This window comes from Pantoea sp. MHSD4 (assembly GCF_021043305.1).
GTDB lineage: Bacteria > Pseudomonadota > Gammaproteobacteria > Enterobacterales > Enterobacteriaceae > Pantoea > Pantoea eucalypti.
Genome location: NZ_JAJNDH010000001.1, coordinates 1,009,753 through 1,024,911, shown reverse-complemented (window position 1 = coordinate 1,024,911; position 15,159 = coordinate 1,009,753). Strand labels below are relative to the sequence as shown.

Annotated in this window: 15 protein-coding genes; 9 read left to right on the top strand and 6 right to left on the bottom strand. The window is 52.3% G+C overall.

The window, feature by feature from the left end; genetic code table 11:
- Positions 1 to 128 precede the first annotated feature (128 nt).
- The gene (locus LQK91_RS04725; RefSeq protein ID WP_003853762.1) at positions 129 to 1,121 is read left to right on the top strand and encodes a 2-hydroxyacid dehydrogenase; all 993 of its coding nucleotides are present in this window, start codon (positions 129 to 131) and stop codon (positions 1,119 to 1,121) included.
- A 45-nt stretch (positions 1,122 to 1,166) separates the two neighbouring features.
- Here the strand turns inward: LQK91_RS04725 and LQK91_RS04720 are convergent, their stop codons facing one another.
- Positions 1,167 to 1,442, bottom strand: coding sequence for a putative hemolysin (locus LQK91_RS04720; protein WP_003853763.1), 276 nt, complete (start codon positions 1,440 to 1,442; stop codon positions 1,167 to 1,169).
- Between the two features lie 184 nt (positions 1,443 to 1,626).
- On the opposite strand from LQK91_RS04720, the gene LQK91_RS04715 reads away from it, so the two are divergent.
- From LQK91_RS04715 to ttcA, 3 genes are all read left to right on the top strand, one after another.
- Positions 1,627 to 2,283 carry an MgtC/SapB family protein gene (locus tag LQK91_RS04715; RefSeq protein ID WP_003853765.1) on the top strand — a complete coding sequence of 219 codons (657 nt, stop codon included), beginning with the start codon at positions 1,627 to 1,629 and terminating at the stop codon, positions 2,281 to 2,283.
- A gap of 209 nt (positions 2,284 to 2,492) precedes the next feature.
- A complete protein-coding gene (locus tag LQK91_RS04710; RefSeq protein WP_008925248.1) occupies positions 2,493 to 2,750 on the top strand; it encodes a hypothetical protein in 258 nt (85 codons plus the stop codon).
- Positions 2,751 to 3,887: 1,137 nt separating this feature from the next.
- Complete coding sequence (ttcA, locus tag LQK91_RS04705) at positions 3,888 to 4,823, top strand: tRNA 2-thiocytidine(32) synthetase TtcA (RefSeq protein ID WP_003853774.1); 936 nt, start codon at positions 3,888 to 3,890, stop codon at positions 4,821 to 4,823.
- Between the two features lie 45 nt (positions 4,824 to 4,868).
- Here ttcA and LQK91_RS04700 read toward each other — a convergent pair whose 3' ends face one another.
- From LQK91_RS04700 to LQK91_RS04690, 3 genes are all read right to left on the bottom strand, one after another.
- Complete coding sequence (locus LQK91_RS04700) at positions 4,869 to 5,015, bottom strand: hypothetical protein (protein WP_003853775.1); 147 nt, start codon at positions 5,013 to 5,015, stop codon at positions 4,869 to 4,871.
- 325 nt (positions 5,016 to 5,340) lie between these two features.
- On the bottom strand, positions 5,341 to 6,324 hold the full coding sequence (gene zntB / locus LQK91_RS04695; protein ID WP_003853777.1) for a zinc transporter ZntB: 984 nt from the start codon (positions 6,322 to 6,324) through the stop codon (positions 5,341 to 5,343).
- A 118-nt stretch (positions 6,325 to 6,442) separates the two neighbouring features.
- The gene (locus tag LQK91_RS04690) at positions 6,443 to 8,062 is read right to left on the bottom strand and encodes a peptide ABC transporter substrate-binding protein (protein WP_003853778.1); all 1,620 of its coding nucleotides are present in this window, start codon (positions 8,060 to 8,062) and stop codon (positions 6,443 to 6,445) included.
- A gap of 152 nt (positions 8,063 to 8,214) precedes the next feature.
- On the opposite strand from LQK91_RS04690, the gene mpaA reads away from it, so the two are divergent.
- Positions 8,215 to 8,922 carry a murein tripeptide amidase MpaA gene (gene mpaA, locus LQK91_RS04685; protein WP_033763000.1) on the top strand — a complete coding sequence of 236 codons (708 nt, stop codon included), beginning with the start codon at positions 8,215 to 8,217 and terminating at the stop codon, positions 8,920 to 8,922.
- Here mpaA and ycjG read toward each other — a convergent pair.
- Positions 8,897 to 9,880, bottom strand: a complete 984-nt coding sequence (ycjG, locus tag LQK91_RS04680) for an L-Ala-D/L-Glu epimerase (protein WP_003853781.1) — start codon at positions 9,878 to 9,880, stop codon at positions 8,897 to 8,899. The two genes, mpaA and ycjG, sit on opposite strands and share 26 nt — an antisense overlap.
- 146 nt (positions 9,881 to 10,026) lie before the next feature.
- On the opposite strand from ycjG, the gene tpx reads away from it, so the two are divergent.
- Positions 10,027 to 10,530, top strand: coding sequence for a thiol peroxidase (gene tpx, locus LQK91_RS04675; RefSeq protein ID WP_003853783.1), 504 nt, complete (start codon positions 10,027 to 10,029; stop codon positions 10,528 to 10,530).
- Positions 10,531 to 10,580: 50 nt separating this feature from the next.
- On the opposite strand, the gene tyrR is transcribed toward tpx, so the two are convergent.
- Positions 10,581 to 12,146: a transcriptional regulator TyrR gene (tyrR, locus tag LQK91_RS04670; RefSeq protein WP_003853785.1), complete on the bottom strand. Its 1,566-nt coding sequence runs from the start codon at positions 12,144 to 12,146 to the stop codon at positions 10,581 to 10,583.
- Positions 12,147 to 12,375: 229 nt separating this feature from the next.
- Between tyrR and LQK91_RS04665 the strand changes: the two genes are divergently transcribed.
- Genes LQK91_RS04665 through LQK91_RS04655 form a run of 3 tightly spaced genes read left to right on the top strand, consistent with a single transcriptional unit; the run spans position 12,376 to position 15,149 of the window.
- A complete protein-coding gene (locus LQK91_RS04665) occupies positions 12,376 to 12,732 on the top strand; it encodes a GtrA family protein (protein WP_003853788.1) in 357 nt (118 codons plus the stop codon).
- Positions 12,732 to 13,682 (top strand): glycosyltransferase family 2 protein, encoded by a 951-nt coding sequence (locus LQK91_RS04660; protein WP_003853790.1) that lies wholly within the window; start codon positions 12,732 to 12,734, stop codon positions 13,680 to 13,682. Before LQK91_RS04665 ends, LQK91_RS04660 begins: the two co-directional genes overlap by 1 nt.
- A 48-nt stretch (positions 13,683 to 13,730) precedes the next feature.
- Positions 13,731 to 15,149, top strand: a complete 1,419-nt coding sequence (locus tag LQK91_RS04655; RefSeq protein ID WP_105099143.1) for a hypothetical protein — start codon at positions 13,731 to 13,733, stop codon at positions 15,147 to 15,149.
- Positions 15,150 to 15,159 lie beyond the last annotated feature (10 nt).

Sequence of the window (15,159 nt, the reverse complement as noted above, 5' to 3'; positions counted from 1 at the left end):
ATCCTGACAACGATGATGGCATGTAATCTGCCAGAGGTGAAGGTGTGCACGGGACGCAAATACGCAGTTTCAGCAAAGTCGGTCAGAAAACGTTATCCTTGGTTTATCACCTCTGCAGGAGCACAACGATGAAAATCGCGGTTTACAGCACCAAACATTACGATCAGAAATACCTTGAGCAGGTTAACCAGCAGTTTGGTTTCGAACTGGTATTTTTTGACTTTTTACTCTCAGAGAGCACGGCCAAAACCGCAGTGGATTGCGATGCTGTCTGCATTTTTGTTAATGATGACGGCAGTCGCCCGGTGCTGGAAGAGCTGGCCGGACTGGGTGTGAAATATATCGCGCTGCGTTGCGCTGGCTTCAATAATGTCGATCTGGCTGCAGCGAAAGAGCTGGGTCTGGAAGTCGTACGGGTGCCGGCCTACTCACCGGAAGCGGTGGCTGAACATACTATCGGCCTGATGATGACCCTTAACCGCCGTATTCATCGCGCGTATCAGCGTACCCGTGATGCGAACTTTTCGCTCGACGGACTGACCGGCTTCAACATGTACAACAAAACGGCGGGCGTTATCGGCACGGGTAAGATCGGCATTGCGACCATGCGGATTCTGAAAGGTTTTGGTATGCGGCTGCTGGCGTTTGATCCCTACCCAAGTGAGCAGGCGCGTGAGCTGGGCGCAGAATATGTTGATTTAAAGACGTTGTTTACAGAATCCCACGTCATTACGCTGCACTGTCCGCTGACCCCGGAGAACCATCATCTGCTGAATGCCGACGCGTTTCGTCAGATGCGCGATGGGGTGATGATCATCAACACCAGTCGTGGCGGGCTGATTGATTCACAGGCAGCGATTGATGCGCTGAAACAGCAGAAAATCGGCGCGCTCGGCATGGATGTGTATGAGAATGAACGTGGCCTGTTCTTTGAAGATAAGTCGAATGATGTGATTCAGGACGATGTGTTCCGTCGTCTTTCAGCGTGCCATAACGTACTGTTTACCGGTCATCAGGCATTTTTAACGGCTGAAGCGCTGACGGCCATTTCCGAGACGACACTGAATAATCTTAGCCAGCTCGATCGGGGTGAAGAGTGCCCGAACCGACTCTCAGCCTGACGATTCTCTGCTAATGATGCGGGCCGGTGCTATCCGGCCTGTTCATCAGCGCGCGCAGTTCCCGCCAATTAACGCCTGCTCATCGCAGCGACGGCCATTCACTAACTGACACATGCCCACACGTGATCCATCCAGCTGATGTGAAAACGCCAGCGTTCCGCCTGCGTTCGAACAGGTGCTTTCTGCCAGGGAAGACATCACCACACGAGGCTGGATGTGCGCGGCGGTGGCTTGTTGCGGTGGCTCGTTATCATCACTGTTGCTACTGCAGGCAGAGAGTAATAATGCGGCACCGGCCAGCAAAAAGGTGGCTGCTTTCATCAATCGGACTCCGGGAATGGGGATAATAGGCTGGCTCAGCATATGTCAGGCAGCACAAGGGGTCGAGAGGTGAAACAGCTTTTTACAAAATTCTCCACCGTGATTTGCAAGCAGAATTATCTTGTTTACCTGCTATCGCTGAACTGTCACCCTTTTTCGGTTCCTATTATTTCGGAGTAAAGCCATGTTAATGGATATGTTAATTCGCATCGCCCTGGCCGGTATTCTTGGCGGCCTGATTGGTCTGGAGCGTCAGATGCGGGCCAAAGAAGCGGGACTGCGTACCCATATTCTGGTCGGTATCGGCAGTGCGATGTTCATGCTGGTGTCGAAGTATGGTTTCGCCGATATGCTCACCAGCGACCATGTGGCACTGGACCCCAGTCGTATTGCAGCCCAGGTCGTCAGCGGTATGGGCTTCCTGGGCGCAGGCACCATCATGATTCAGAAGCAGGTGGTGAAAGGCCTGACCACGGCAGCGGGATTATGGGTAACGGCAGCGATTGGTCTGGTGATCGGCAGCGGCATGTATGAGATCGGCATTTATGGCACAGTGCTGGCGCTGGTGGTGCTGGAAGTGTTCCGCCGCCTGAGCCATGTTTTAATCGGCAAGCACCATACGTTACTGGTTTTCCTTAAGCCTAAAAGCGTGCCGCTGGTGCTACTGGTTATGCAGCGGGAAGGTATTCGTTATGGCAATGTGACGGTGATTAATCGAGATGAGGAGAGCGGCCTGTGCGAACTCAGCATACAGGTAACGTTGTCCCGCAAGTCAAATGATGCGCACCTCTACGATAAGGTCATTGAGATAAAAGGCGTTCAGTCACTGGAGATGATGTAAACGTTTGCTGAACAACCCCGTCACTACACATGGCGACAAACACATAAGAACCTTGCAGAAGGCGGTGAGCGGCAGTCACCGCCCTCCTTCTCCTGCCATTTCTGAAAAATCAAAAATGCGCAGAGTCTGACCTTAAAAGTAGTGCCTGCCGGGAAGTAATGGCATAATCCGTTATTGTTAATTTACGTAATCATTTTACCCGGAAACTAATGCCTCAGAACTCTGACCATCCAGAAGACGCCCTTTCCAGTACTTCGCCTAAATATCGGTTCGCAGTCAGCATGCTGATTTTTACGCTGATAGCGGGCGCCGCAGCCATCATGATGCTCCTGGAACATCGGGATTCAGTGAATAATGCGCTGGAGACCGGACAATGTCTGGCAGAAGAAGGGGCTGAGGATTTAATGGAAGTGCTCAGGCATTTTCTGCATCATGCCTACCGCTGGATTTTTAAAGCCTGTGGCTGACGGTAATGCGTTTAGTGCAGCAGAAAATGCAGCAAACCGTGTCGGTTAACCAGCAACAAAACCCCGCAATACATGACGGCAACATAGCAAAGTAAAAAGAGTAGCAGCGTCATAATAAATCTGATGCCGTATTTCTTTATTTTTTCTGTTTTATCCGAATCTTTCATAGACGTTAAATGCTGATTCATTTTTTAATTTTATACCCGGTCATTAAACGGCTTCATCGGAATGCTGTATTGCCGAAATGTGCGAAACGAACGGCATCCACGCAGGACGTTGCAATAAAAAAATCAAACGCAAAATACCTTTCCCGCATCCTGACAATTTACTGATCATTGTAACCTGATGGATACATATTCACCTTGAGCAGCAATGGCTTAAGCAACGGCGCGGTGTGTAAGCAAAACAATCTGAATTTAACGTTTCACAGGCTTCAGCGGCAATATAAGGATTAGTCTCTATCTGATTGGTCAAACGTATATTCAACAAAGTATGATTTTCAGATTTTGACATTGTAAAAGTCATTCCGGGTCACAAAATAAACCCTGTGAGGTTTCGTATCCGACTTAATTTGATGCGTATCAAATCTGGCAAGTACAGACAACACGCCGTTTAATCAGTATTGATTAATAACTGCGTAAGCTGCTTTTTTTACTCATTAAATCGACCCGATGAAAACGCTATTCATTCTCTCTGTCATTTTTATGATCGCCGGTTGTACAGCAAAAAAAGATCATGTGCGTGCTGATGCTTACCAGGCCTCCCCCCCTTCCTGCTCAACACACAGTGATGAAATTGATTGTCAGTGGAAAAATGTTCCTGCCAGCTGACCTCGCACTATTCTCCCGCGTGGCATCGTCTCATCCAGCAGACTTTCTTCCTGGGGATGTAAAAGCGCGCTCTCACCAGCATTTTCCTCGCGGCATTCCTTTTCGGCAATATCTGCTTTGAAAGAGAGACGCTGCCGGATGCCTCCGGCAGCGATTTTCCGCTGATTACTTCACTCCAGTGCTGGCATTCGCGACAACAATCCGTACCATACGCTGCATGTTCGTGACACCGCAGTGAAGTGTCTGGCTGGACGCGCACAGCAATTTGCCCTTCGGCTACGCTCTCTGGTTTTTGAGATAGGTAAAAATGCAAGATAATCAAACGGTTGACAAGAAAGAACAGTACAACCTCAATAAGCTGCAGAAACGTCTGCGTCGTAACGTCGGCGAAGCCATTGCAGATTTTAATATGATTGAAGAAGGCGACCGCATCATGGTCTGTCTGTCGGGCGGTAAAGACAGCTACACCATGCTGGAAATTTTGCGCAGCCTGCAAAAAAGTGCGCCGGTCAACTTCAGCCTGATTGCCGTTAACCTCGACCAGAAACAGCCTGGCTTCCCGGAGCACATCCTGCCGCAATATCTTGAGGCACAGGGCGTTGAGTACCGGATTATCGAAGAAGACACCTACTCCATCGTCAAAGAGAAAGTGCCGGAAGGTAAAACCACCTGCTCACTCTGCTCGCGTCTGCGCCGTGGCATTCTCTATCGCGTCGCGACTGAACTGGGTTGTACTAAAATCGCGCTCGGCCACCATCGCGATGACATCCTGCAGACGCTGTTCCTGAACATGTTTTACGGCGGAAAACTGAAAGGTATGCCGCCAAAACTGATGAGTGATGATGGCAAGCAGATTGTGATTCGTCCGCTGGCCTACTGCCGCGAGAAAGATATCATTCGTTTCTCAGACGCGCGTCAGTTCCCGATTATCCCGTGCAATCTTTGCGGTTCTCAGCCAAACCTGCAGCGGCAGGTGGTAGCCGATATGCTGCGTGACTGGGATAAGCGCTATCCTGGCCGCATTGAAACCATGTTCAGCGCAATGCAAAACGTCGTGCCGTCGCACCTGGCAGATATCAATCTGTTCGATTTTAAAGGGATTAAGCATGGCGATGCGGTCGTTGATGGCGGCGATCTCGCTTTTGACCGCGAAACCCTGCCGTTGCAGCCTGTGGGCTGGCGAGCTGATGAAGACGATGCACCGGACCTCAGCGCACGTCTGGATGTGCTTCAGATTAAGTAAGTACCTGATAAGTTAAGGGCGTGCTGCTGGCAGCACGCCCTTAACTTATATGTTGCGGTGCGGCGGTGGATCCATTATCGGCGGATATTCCGGATCGGTCGGCTGATCAGGCTGGGGTTGCGGATGAGGAATCGGTTCAGGAATCGGGACTGGATCCGTAGGGATCGGCTCGCTGTTGTAAATCGCGCTCATGCCGTACTCCTTTTCTTGCGAATGGACTTTAAGTTTAGAAAAGGATTGGCGTTCCAGCCAGGCGGGCAAAAAAAAAGCCGGCACACGGGCCGGCATGTTTTGAATTAATTGTGCTATGCAATAATTCTAAATATGGAAGTAAGACAATATGGAGCGCAACGCCCATCGCTTGACGTTGCATTCACCTGCGGGAGAGAGTTTGCGTCAGCAGCGGCATTAGGTTCTTGATGTCGATCAGCTTTTGCTTTCTTATTATGATTTTTATCCCACCCGGCGGGATTTTCGTCCTCAAATCAGACGCCCCCGCCGATGTTACCTTTCCGCGTTACAGCCAGCGCCGTTTACGCAGATAACCCGCGACGCCCACCGCCAGTGCCACGAGCAGCAGACAGAAGATAGAGAAGCCGTACTCCCATCCACCGCCCGGAATGCCACCCAGATTAACCCCAAACAGACCGGTCAGGAACGTAGCGGGCAGGAAGATCATCGCCATCAGTGACATCGTATAGGTGCGGCGGTTCATCGACTCCGCCATCGCAGAGGCCACCTCGTCAGCCAGAATCGCAGTGCGCGCTACGCCCGCATCCAGATCATCCAGTCCGCGTCCCAGCCGATCGGCGATTTCCTGCATCCGGCGTCGTTCACTGTCATCCATCCAGCCCAGTTTTTCACTGGCCAGCCGGGCATAAACATCGCGCTGCGGTGCCATGTAACGCCGCATCACAATCAGCTGTTTGCGCAGCAGGCCCAGCTCGCCGCGCGCGGGCATCCGCTGGTCAAGCAGCGCATCTTCCAGCTCAATGATTTTGTCATGTAACTCTTCGATAAATTCGCTGGTGTGATCGGTCAGGGCATCACAGACATCGACCAGCCAGCTGCCGCAGTCAATCGGGCCGTTACCGTTTTGCAAATCGGTGAGCACTTCATCGACGGCAGAGACTTTACGCCGCCGGGTCGAGACGATGAGCTTATCGTTGATGAACACGCGCATTACCACCAGCTGGTCACGACGCGCATCGGTGTTGTGGTTAACGCTGCGCAGCACGATCATAAATCCGTCGCCCAGCCGGCTGACGCGGGGACGCATGCTGTCACCCGCTAAGGCGTCACGCACGGCATCGGGAATCTGCGGCGTTGACTGCAGCCATTCTGCGCTTTTGCTGTGGGTATAGTTCAGATGCAGCCAGCAGGGCTGCTCACACTCGATAACTTCATCTTCAGCTATCGGGATCATCCCACCCTTGCCATCCAGCTGGCATGAAATGATGGCATCTGAAACCTGTAATGCTTTTCCTTCAATGACGTCCACAACATTCCCTCACCACTAATATCAATACGATACAGTCTAACGTGACGGCGTTGAGTTGCAATCTCCGGGCTGTGAAGAAAGATGTCAGCAGGTGGCCGGGAAACCGGCCACCACAGGCTTAGTGCTTTTCAATCCACAGTTCACGGCTGTAGGCGACATCTTCAGGGTTGGTGATGGGATAGCCTTTAACCCAGGGTTTAATCAGTCGGCCATTCGTGTACTGATAGATGGGCGCAATCGGGGCCTGTTCAGCGAGGATCTGCTCGGAACGGTTGTAATCGCTGTTACGTGCCTGCTCGCTGGTTTCACGGCTGGCTTTAGCGACAACTGCATCATAATCCGCGTTGTTAAAGCGCGCGATATTGCTGCTGTTGCCCGAGGTCAGCAGATTCAGGAAGGTGGAGGGCTCATTGTAGTCTCCCACCCACGAGGCACGAATCACATCGAAGTTTCCGCTGTTACGACTGTCGATGTAGGTTTTCCACTCCTGATTCTCCAGTGTGACATCCACACCGAGGTTCTTTTTCCACATTGAGGCCACGGCAATCGCAATCTTCTGATGGCTCTCAGAGGTGTTGTAGAGCAGTTTGAGCTTCAGCGGTTTACCCGGACCGTAACCGGCGGCGGCGAGCAGCGATTTGGCCTGCGCATTCAGGGCGTTCTGATCGTGCTGTTGCATAAACGTGGGCAGTGGCTTAAAGCCTGCTGTCACATCTGGCGTAAAGTGCCATGCCGGTTTCTCACCGGTGCCCAGCACTTTGTCAGCAATGACGTTTCGGTCGATAGACCAGGACAGTGCTTTGCGAACCCGCACATCGGCAGTCGGTCCTTTCTGGGTGTTAAACGCATAGTAATAGGTGCCTAACTGGTCAGGTGTGTAGACCTCTCCCGGCAACGTTTTCTTTAATAACGCATACATGTTCTTAGGGAAAGATTCGGTGATATCAATGTCGTTGGCACGATAACGTTTAGTCGCGCTCGACTCTTCATTGATTGGCACAAAGGTCACTTTCGTCAGCACCGAATGTGCATCATCCCAGTAATGAGGATTACGGGTCAGGACAATCTTCTCGTTCACTACCCGCTCGCTGAGCTGATAGGCACCGTTACCGACCAGTTTACCGGGTACCGTCCAGCTGTCACCTTGCTGGGCAATGACTTTTTGCGGCACCGGGAAGAGCGCCACGTTAGCCACCAGCGCCGGGAACCACGGCACAGGACGATCAAGCGTCACTTTCAGCTGGGTTTTGCTCTGGGCAGTCACTCCCAGTTTATCGGGGGTCATTTCGCCTTTGGTAATCGCTGCCGCATTTTCAATACCGCTTAACCCCGCAAACCCGGCAGAGCCTGAGCTGTTTTTGGGATCGACCAGCCGCTGCCAGCTGTAGACAAAATCCTGCGCCGTGACCGGTTCGCCGTTTGACCAGCGCGCGTTATTGCGCAGGGTGAAGACCCAGGTTTTGTTGTCGCTGCTGCTCCAGCTCTGTGCCACGCCCGGCACGATTTTGCCCTGAGCATCCTGATTTGTCAGACCTTCAAACAGATCGCGAATCACCTGAATTTCAGGCAGCCCTACCGCTTTAAGCGGATCAAGTGAAGCGGGTTCATCTTTAATATGGCGGACGATCTGCTGCTGCTCGGCCAGCTGCGCGCCAGCGGGTGGATTCGCCGCAATGGCGGGTGTGAGGATGCTGCTCAGACTGATTGCTGCCAGCGTCATACGAAAGGTCTTAACCATTATCACTCCTTTACCCCAAAGAAGTGCTGCATCAGTCTGTTGCCGATGTAGCTTGTGCAGGGCACTTTATCGCAAATGGCTGACAGATAAATAGCTATTTTCCGCACACGGCTTTTCCGCTACTTTGAGTAAAACCCTTTGAGGAAATCTGTATGTCGCCACTTCATCCGCGTCCCCTTCGCGGCAAACTTGACGTTTCGTATCAGCAGTATGGCCGCTCCGTGCTGGGCGCGCCGCTGCTGTGGTTTCCAGCGCCACTGGGTGACCCCGACAGCGGTCTGATTCTGGCTGGCACACACGGTGATGAAAATGCGGCCATCGCCACCCTTTCTGCTGCGTTACGGACACTGCCCGATGGCATGCGTCGGCACCACGTGGTGCTGGCAGTCAATCCTGATGGCTGTCAGCTTGGCCTGCGCGCTAACGCAAATGGCGTCGATCTCAACCGCAACTTCCCGGCAGCGAACTGGCAGCCCGGAGAGACCGTTTATCGCTGGAACAGCGCTGCCGATGCGCGGGATGTCACGCTCTCAACCGGCACGCATCCGGGTTCTGAACCGGAAACACTGGCGCTCTGTGCCCTGATACATCAACTTAAGCCAGCCTGGATCGTTTCCTGGCATGAGCCGCTGGGCTGTATTGACGACCCGCATCAGGTGGAGATTGGCGGCTGGCTGGCCAGCCAAACCGGCCTTCCTCGCGTCAGCAGCGTAGGATATGACACGCCTGGCTCATTCGGCAGCTGGTGTTACGATCTCAGTCTGCCCTGCGTGACCGCTGAGATGCCGGTGATTTCCGTGGATGAAGCCACGGAGACCTATCTTGAGATGATGGTTAGTTTGCTGCGCTGGCAGCAATAATCAGCCGACCGCTGCGCACGGTGATCGCCGGTTCTGCATCCACCGCCAGCCAGGTCGGCCCATCAAGATCGGCGAAACGGGTCTGCGGCACCAGCGGCAGCGCAGCACGTATCGCCCGCGAGGTGCAGAGCATGCAGCCCAGCATCACCGCAAAGCCCTGCTGCTGCGCGGCATCGGCAAGCGCCAGCGCCTCTGTCAGACCGCCCGTTTTATCCAGCTTGATGTTGACCATCTCATAACGGCCTCGCAGCGCGGCCAGGCTTTCACGTGTATGACAGCTCTCATCGGCACAAATGGGCAAGGGATGGATAAAGTTCTCCAGTGCCGCATCTTCACCTGCAGGTAAAGGCTGTTCCAGCATCGCCACATCAATGTCTGCCAGCAGCTGACAGCGTGCCGCCAGGCCTTCAGCGTGCCAGGACTCATTTGCATCCACAATCAGGGTTGCCTCCGGCACGGCGGCGCGGATGGCCATCAGCCGTTCAGTAATGAAATTGTTATCCAGCTTAATTTTCAGCAGTGTTGTACCATGCTGCCACAGTGCGAGTGCGCTGCTGGCCATCGCCTCAGGAGTATCAATGCTGACGGTCTGCGCGGTCACGACATCAGCAGGCGCAGTCACACCGCTAAGCGCCCAGAGGCTGCGCTGCTGCTGATGTGCGGCGAGATCCCACAGTGCACTGTCGATGGCGTTGCGCGCCGCCCCGGCAGGCAGCGCCTGTTGTAATGCCTCGCGCGTCATGCCCTCTTGCAGCGCGGGCAGCAACGTGGCGATCTGCGCCAGCACCGATGCTTCGCTTTCACCATAGCGCGCATAGGGCGTCGCTTCACCGACGCCTTTTACGCCATCTTCCTCAATTTCAACCACCACCACTTTGACTTCGGTCCGGGTTCCACGGGCAATGACAAACGGCGTATGCAACGGCCAGGCTTCGGGATAACTTTTTACCGTTCTCATTTACACTCCACAAAGTGTGACGCAGTGGCAGACCGCCACGTTAAATTCCACAATTGAACTCGTAAACCCTTAACATTTATGTCATAAACAACGGCTATCTTTAGCCGTTTTGTGTCAGATCTTTTTTATCATCAAAAGGAATCACTATGTCTCAGACTGTTCATTTTCAGGGTAATGCCGTTCCGGTTGCAGGTCAGTTTCCACAGGCTGGCGATAAAGCTAAGCCTTTCACGCTGGTAGCAAAGAACCTGGTTAACGTTGCGCTCTCTGAGTATGCAGGAAAACGCAAAATTCTGAACATTTTCCCAAGCGTTGATACCGGTGTCTGTGCCTCATCAGTGCGCAAATTCAACCAGGCGGCAAGCGAGCTGAATAACGCCGTGGTGTTATGCATCTCTGCCGATCTGCCTTTTGCCCAGTCGCGTTTCTGTGGCGCGGAAAACCTGAGCAATGTGGTGACGCTGTCGACGCTGCGCGGCTCAGAATTTAAGTATGAGTATGGTGTAGAAATTGCTGATGGTGCGCTGGAAGGCCTGACCGCACGTGCGGTGATCGTTCTGGATGAGAACGATAAAGTGATTTACAGCCAGCTGGTTGATGAAATCACCACTGAGCCTGATTACGACGCTGCCCTGGCCGCGCTGAAGTAATAAAAAAAGCGGATAACCTGGTTATCCGCTTCCTGCTCTCTGCTTACCGATCATTCGCTTTCGGTGCGCTTCTGCCCCAGACCATATTCACGCAGCTTGTTGGCAATCGCGGTATGGGAAACACCCAGACGTTTTGCCAGTTTTCGGGTGCTGGGATAGGAGAGATAAAGCCGCGTCAGAATTGACCGCTCAAAACGGCTGGTAATCTGATCCAGCGTTCCTTCCAGTGCTTCATCGCCCAGCGATACATCCAGCGTCTGTTCAGGCAACACAATATCCTGCGGTCGCAGTTCATATCCTTCCAGCTGGGTTAACGCGCGATACAACGCATTTTTTAACTGACGCACATTGCCTGGCCAGGCGTAGCGCGTCAGAAATGCAATGAGCTGTGGCGAGAGTCGCGGCCGGGCCATCCCCTGCTCATCCGCAAAGCGGGCCACAAACATCTCGGTCAGTGGCAGGATATCCTGCGGTCGATCGCGCAGCGGGGGCAGTTGCAGCGTCAGCACATTGAGCCGGTAAAAAAGATCTTCGCGAAACTCACCGCGTTGCACCAGTTCAATCAGGTTCTTCTGCGTAGCGCAGATTACGCGCACATTAACATGGACTTCATGCTCTTCACCGACGCGGCGGAAGGTGCCATCATTGAGAAAACGCAGCAGCTTGGTCTGCATTCTCGGCGACATCTCGCCAATCTCATCCAGCAATACCGAGCCACCATTGGCCTGCTCAAAAAAGCCCTTCTTGCCTTCCAGCGCATTCGGATAGGCACCGGCGGCATGACCAAACAGCTCGCTTTCCGCAACGTCGTCGGGTAATGAGGCACAGTTCAGCGCCAGGAAAGGATTTTTCCCACGGGCGCTGCGCAGATGACAGGCGCGTGCCAGCATATCTTTCCCGGTGCCGGTATCGCCGACAATCAGTAACGGCGCATCCAGCATCGCCAGTTTGCGCGCCTGATCGACCACCTGACGCATCTTCGGCGTGACGGCAATGATATGGTCAAACTCGGATTCGTCGGTGACCACCAGATTCTGTAACTGACGGCCCATGCGAGCGGTTGACTTCAGCATCACCATCGCCCCGACCGGCCTGTCGTTCTGGCCCTCTTCACCCGGCAGATAAATAGGGCGCGCTTCCATCAGAAAATCGCGCCCTTCAATGACGACATGCTGCGCCTGCGCCTCAACCCGATCGCTTTCCAGCCAGCGCATGAAGTTAAAGCCATTAATCAGGTTGCCGGCGCTGAAATTGCGCATTTTCTCTTCATCAAGATTAAACAGGTTTTGTGCCGCCGGATTAGCCAGTTCCACCTTGCTTTTCAGATCGATGGAGAAAACCGGATCTGGCATGGCCACCAGTAAGGCACTCAGCGCGCGATGTTCACGCTCCGAAGGCATGTACGTTACCGTGCGCACATCTGTTACGCCCGGTGTACGCCGGATTTCTGCCATCAGATTACTGAAAGCGTCAAATTCCAGTGCCGAAAAATTCAGGTAGATGCGGCCAAGCGCCGTAATTTCGATACCGCGTAAATCAATGTTGCGTGCCACCAGCAGATCGAGCAGTTCACGCGTCAGACCGATGCGGTCCTGACAGAACACTTCCAGACGCATTGCGTTCGCCTTAATCAGGTTCAGATAAATGAATATTACGCTAAGTGATGCGCCGGTAGAAAGGGATCTGTCAGGAAAAGTTGACAGCTTAAGCGTGTATGCCGGAGTTTTGTACTGACCGGCTGGATTCCGGTATCGATTGCTGGTTGTCAGCTTTTGTCAGTACCAGACTGTTGATTAAAGACTTATTGCTGTATATTTTTCTCAACTGAGTAGAATTGATTATAATATGCTGACTTTCTTCGCAAAATATCTGACTGTGGGCCTGATAAATACCCTGATCCATTGGGTGACTTTTTTTATCTGCCTCAGCCTTGGATTATTCCAGTCGACCGCTAACCTGATTGCTTTTAGCCTGGCCGTTACCTTCTCTTTTTTCGTTAATGCGCGCTGGACCTTTGAGCAGCAGGCAACGGCCTGGCGTTATCTTATTTACGTCGTTTTTATGGGTGCGATGGCTTTCAGCGTAGGTTATCTGGCTGACCATTTTGGCTTCTATCCCCTTATTACGCTGATCGCCTCCTCGGCTATCAGTCTGGCGTGTGGCTTTCTTTTTTCCCGCTTTATTGTTTTCAAAGGAGAATAATGAAAATCTCTCTGGTGGTACCGGTATTCAATGAAGAGGATGTCATCCCTCTTTTCTATGACGCGGTCAGAAAAGATGAAGCACTGGCCGCCTGGCAGATTGAGATCGTATTTATTGATGATGGCAGCACAGACGCAACGCATGCGCTGATTACCCAACTCAGCCAGTGCGATCCGCTGGTGCGCAGCTTGTCGTTTATTCGAAATTTCGGCAAAGAACCGGCGCTGTTTGCCGGACTGGAAGCCGCAACCGGCGATGCGGTTATCCCGATAGATGTGGATTTGCAGGATCCGATCGCGATTATTCCCGAGATGATCCGGAAGTGGCAGGCTGGGGCTGATATTGTGTTAGCTAAACGGATTGACCGCAGTGCCGATGGCCACCTCAAACGCAAAACAGCCCGCTGGTTTTACAAACTGCATAACAGCATCAGCCATCCGCAGATTGAAGAGAATGTCGGTGATTTCCGGCTGATGTCGCGTGAAGTCGTTGAGAATATTAAATTGCTGCCTGAGAAGAATCTCTTTATGAAAGGCATTCTTAGCTGGGTCGGCGGACAGACGGATATTGTGGAATATACGCGAACGGAGCGGATCGCAGGCCGCAGTAAATTTGGCGGCTGGAAGCTGTGGAATCTTGCGCTGGAGGGTCTGACCTCATTCTCTACCGTTCCGCTGCGGATTTGGTCATACCTGGGCTTTCTGGTGGCCTCGCTGGCCTTTTTATATGGTCTCTGGATGATCGCGGATAAACTGCTGTTCGGTAACCCGGTGCCAGGCTATCCCTCAATTCTGGTCTCCGTGCTCTTTCTGGGTGGCGTTCAGCTTATTGGCATTGGCGTGTTAGGCGAATATATTGGCCGCATCTACATGGAAACTAAAAACCGGCCTCGCTATATTTTGCGAAAAGTGGCACCGACAAAAATAACCCCCTCTCAGGACACCGACTAAACGGCCCGTTCAGACTCAGAGAAATGGTCAGATTAAAAAGGATGACAGATGTTCGCCACTGATAACGGCATAAGCCGCAATAAGGTGTTTTTGCTTTTTGCGACAGTATTTCTGCTTGCATACAGCCCCGCTTATTTAACGCATTACGCCTATACCGATGACTGGACGAATCTCTATTGGGCTAATTTTGACAGGCTCAGTATTTTAAACTGGGACACATTATCCGGCAGGCCGGTTTATGGCATTATCCAGTACAGCGCTTCCTTTCTGGTCGGGAGTGTAGAACGTCTGGCACTGCTGCGTTCAGTCTCGATTGTTCTGCTCATTTTTACCGGGTATTACATTTATACCCTGTGTCAGAAAATGGCACTTCTTGAGAGTCAGGCTCAGCGAATCACATTTTCGCTATTGCTTTGTCTGCTGCCTTCCTTCCAGGTTTATATCGCCTGGGCATCCTGTTTCCCCTATATCGCTGCAATTTTGCTGGCGGGAACAAGTTACCGTTTTTCCATTAAAACGGGCATGACCAGTCGCCTTATCGCGTTCTGTCTGCTGACCCTTGCCTTCTGTCTTTATCAACCGGCAGCGATGACCTTTACCTTCTTTGCCGCGTTTGACCTCTGCTTTTCAGAAAGAAAAGTCGATACGAAACGTGCAGTGATCTCACTGATGGTTCTGGGTGCGGGTATGTTCGCTGCGCTGATCGCGTCAAAGGTACTGCCCGTTCAGCTTTATGGTCATACGTTGCCACGTTCAGCATTCAGCTACGACATCCCGGTTAAGCTGAAATGGTTTTTCACCGAATACCTTAAGAACGTTATATGTAATTTTGACCTCGGCGCAAAAACGGTGTCGGTGATCATCTCATCGATCATTATTGGGTCTGGACTGAAAAAAATTAAAGCAGCAGGTAACGACAAATTCTATCTGATGTTTGTTTTATTGCTGATCGCCGCACTGCCTAATCTGATCGTCAGTGAAAGCATGGCGGCTTACCGCACCCTGATTGCCGGTGCGCTGATTACCACCAGTGCGTTTATTCTCGGCCTGTTTGAAATCAGCAAAAAATTAAAATGGAAAAATGCATTTTATGCGCTGCTCGTGATCGCTGCCGCCTCACTGTCGATAAGTCATTTAATCAACGGCTATTCCGTGCCGGCTCGTAAAGAGTTTGCCCTGCTCGATCAGGCGATTACCCGGCAGGTGCCAAAGGAATTTAAAGGGGCACTCTATTATCGCCTGACCGGTGAATACCTGCCGAAGGTTGCGACGTTGCGGAAGTATGATGATTTCGGGGGGCTGGGCCTGAGTATGTCCTGGACATTTGCCGGGATGGCGCATTTTATCAGGGAGAAAAATGGCATGGCCTTTACGCTGCCTGCAAATCCGGTGATTACAGATGAATCCGCCTGTCCGGGTGAGTGTCTGATTATCGATTCACGGCAGGTGCTGCGCCAGCCTCACTGATCATTAAAGG

Bases quoted from the DNA above. Each gene is read 5' to 3' on its own strand.
- LQK91_RS04725 (WP_003853762.1), top strand. From the start codon at position 129: ATGAAAATCGCGGTTTACAGCACCAAACATTACGATCAGAAATACCTT.
- LQK91_RS04720 (WP_003853763.1), bottom strand. From the start codon at position 1,442: ATGAAAGCAGCCACCTTTTTGCTGGCCGGTGCCGCATTATTACTCTCT.
- LQK91_RS04715 (WP_003853765.1), top strand. From the start codon at position 1,627: ATGTTAATGGATATGTTAATTCGCATCGCCCTGGCCGGTATTCTTGGC.
- LQK91_RS04710 (WP_008925248.1), top strand. From the start codon at position 2,493: ATGCCTCAGAACTCTGACCATCCAGAAGACGCCCTTTCCAGTACTTCG.
- ttcA (WP_003853774.1), top strand. From the start codon at position 3,888: ATGCAAGATAATCAAACGGTTGACAAGAAAGAACAGTACAACCTCAAT.
- LQK91_RS04700 (WP_003853775.1), bottom strand. From the start codon at position 5,015: ATGAGCGCGATTTACAACAGCGAGCCGATCCCTACGGATCCAGTCCCG.
- LQK91_RS04690 (WP_003853778.1), bottom strand. From the start codon at position 8,062: ATGGTTAAGACCTTTCGTATGACGCTGGCAGCAATCAGTCTGAGCAGC.
- mpaA (WP_033763000.1), top strand. From the start codon at position 8,215: ATGTCGCCACTTCATCCGCGTCCCCTTCGCGGCAAACTTGACGTTTCG.
- ycjG (WP_003853781.1), bottom strand. From the start codon at position 9,880: ATGAGAACGGTAAAAAGTTATCCCGAAGCCTGGCCGTTGCATACGCCG.
- tpx (WP_003853783.1), top strand. From the start codon at position 10,027: ATGTCTCAGACTGTTCATTTTCAGGGTAATGCCGTTCCGGTTGCAGGT.
- tyrR (WP_003853785.1), bottom strand. From the start codon at position 12,146: ATGCGTCTGGAAGTGTTCTGTCAGGACCGCATCGGTCTGACGCGTGAA.
- LQK91_RS04665 (WP_003853788.1), top strand. From the start codon at position 12,376: ATGCTGACTTTCTTCGCAAAATATCTGACTGTGGGCCTGATAAATACC.
- LQK91_RS04660 (WP_003853790.1), top strand. From the start codon at position 12,732: ATGAAAATCTCTCTGGTGGTACCGGTATTCAATGAAGAGGATGTCATC.
- LQK91_RS04655 (WP_105099143.1), top strand. From the start codon at position 13,731: ATGTTCGCCACTGATAACGGCATAAGCCGCAATAAGGTGTTTTTGCTT.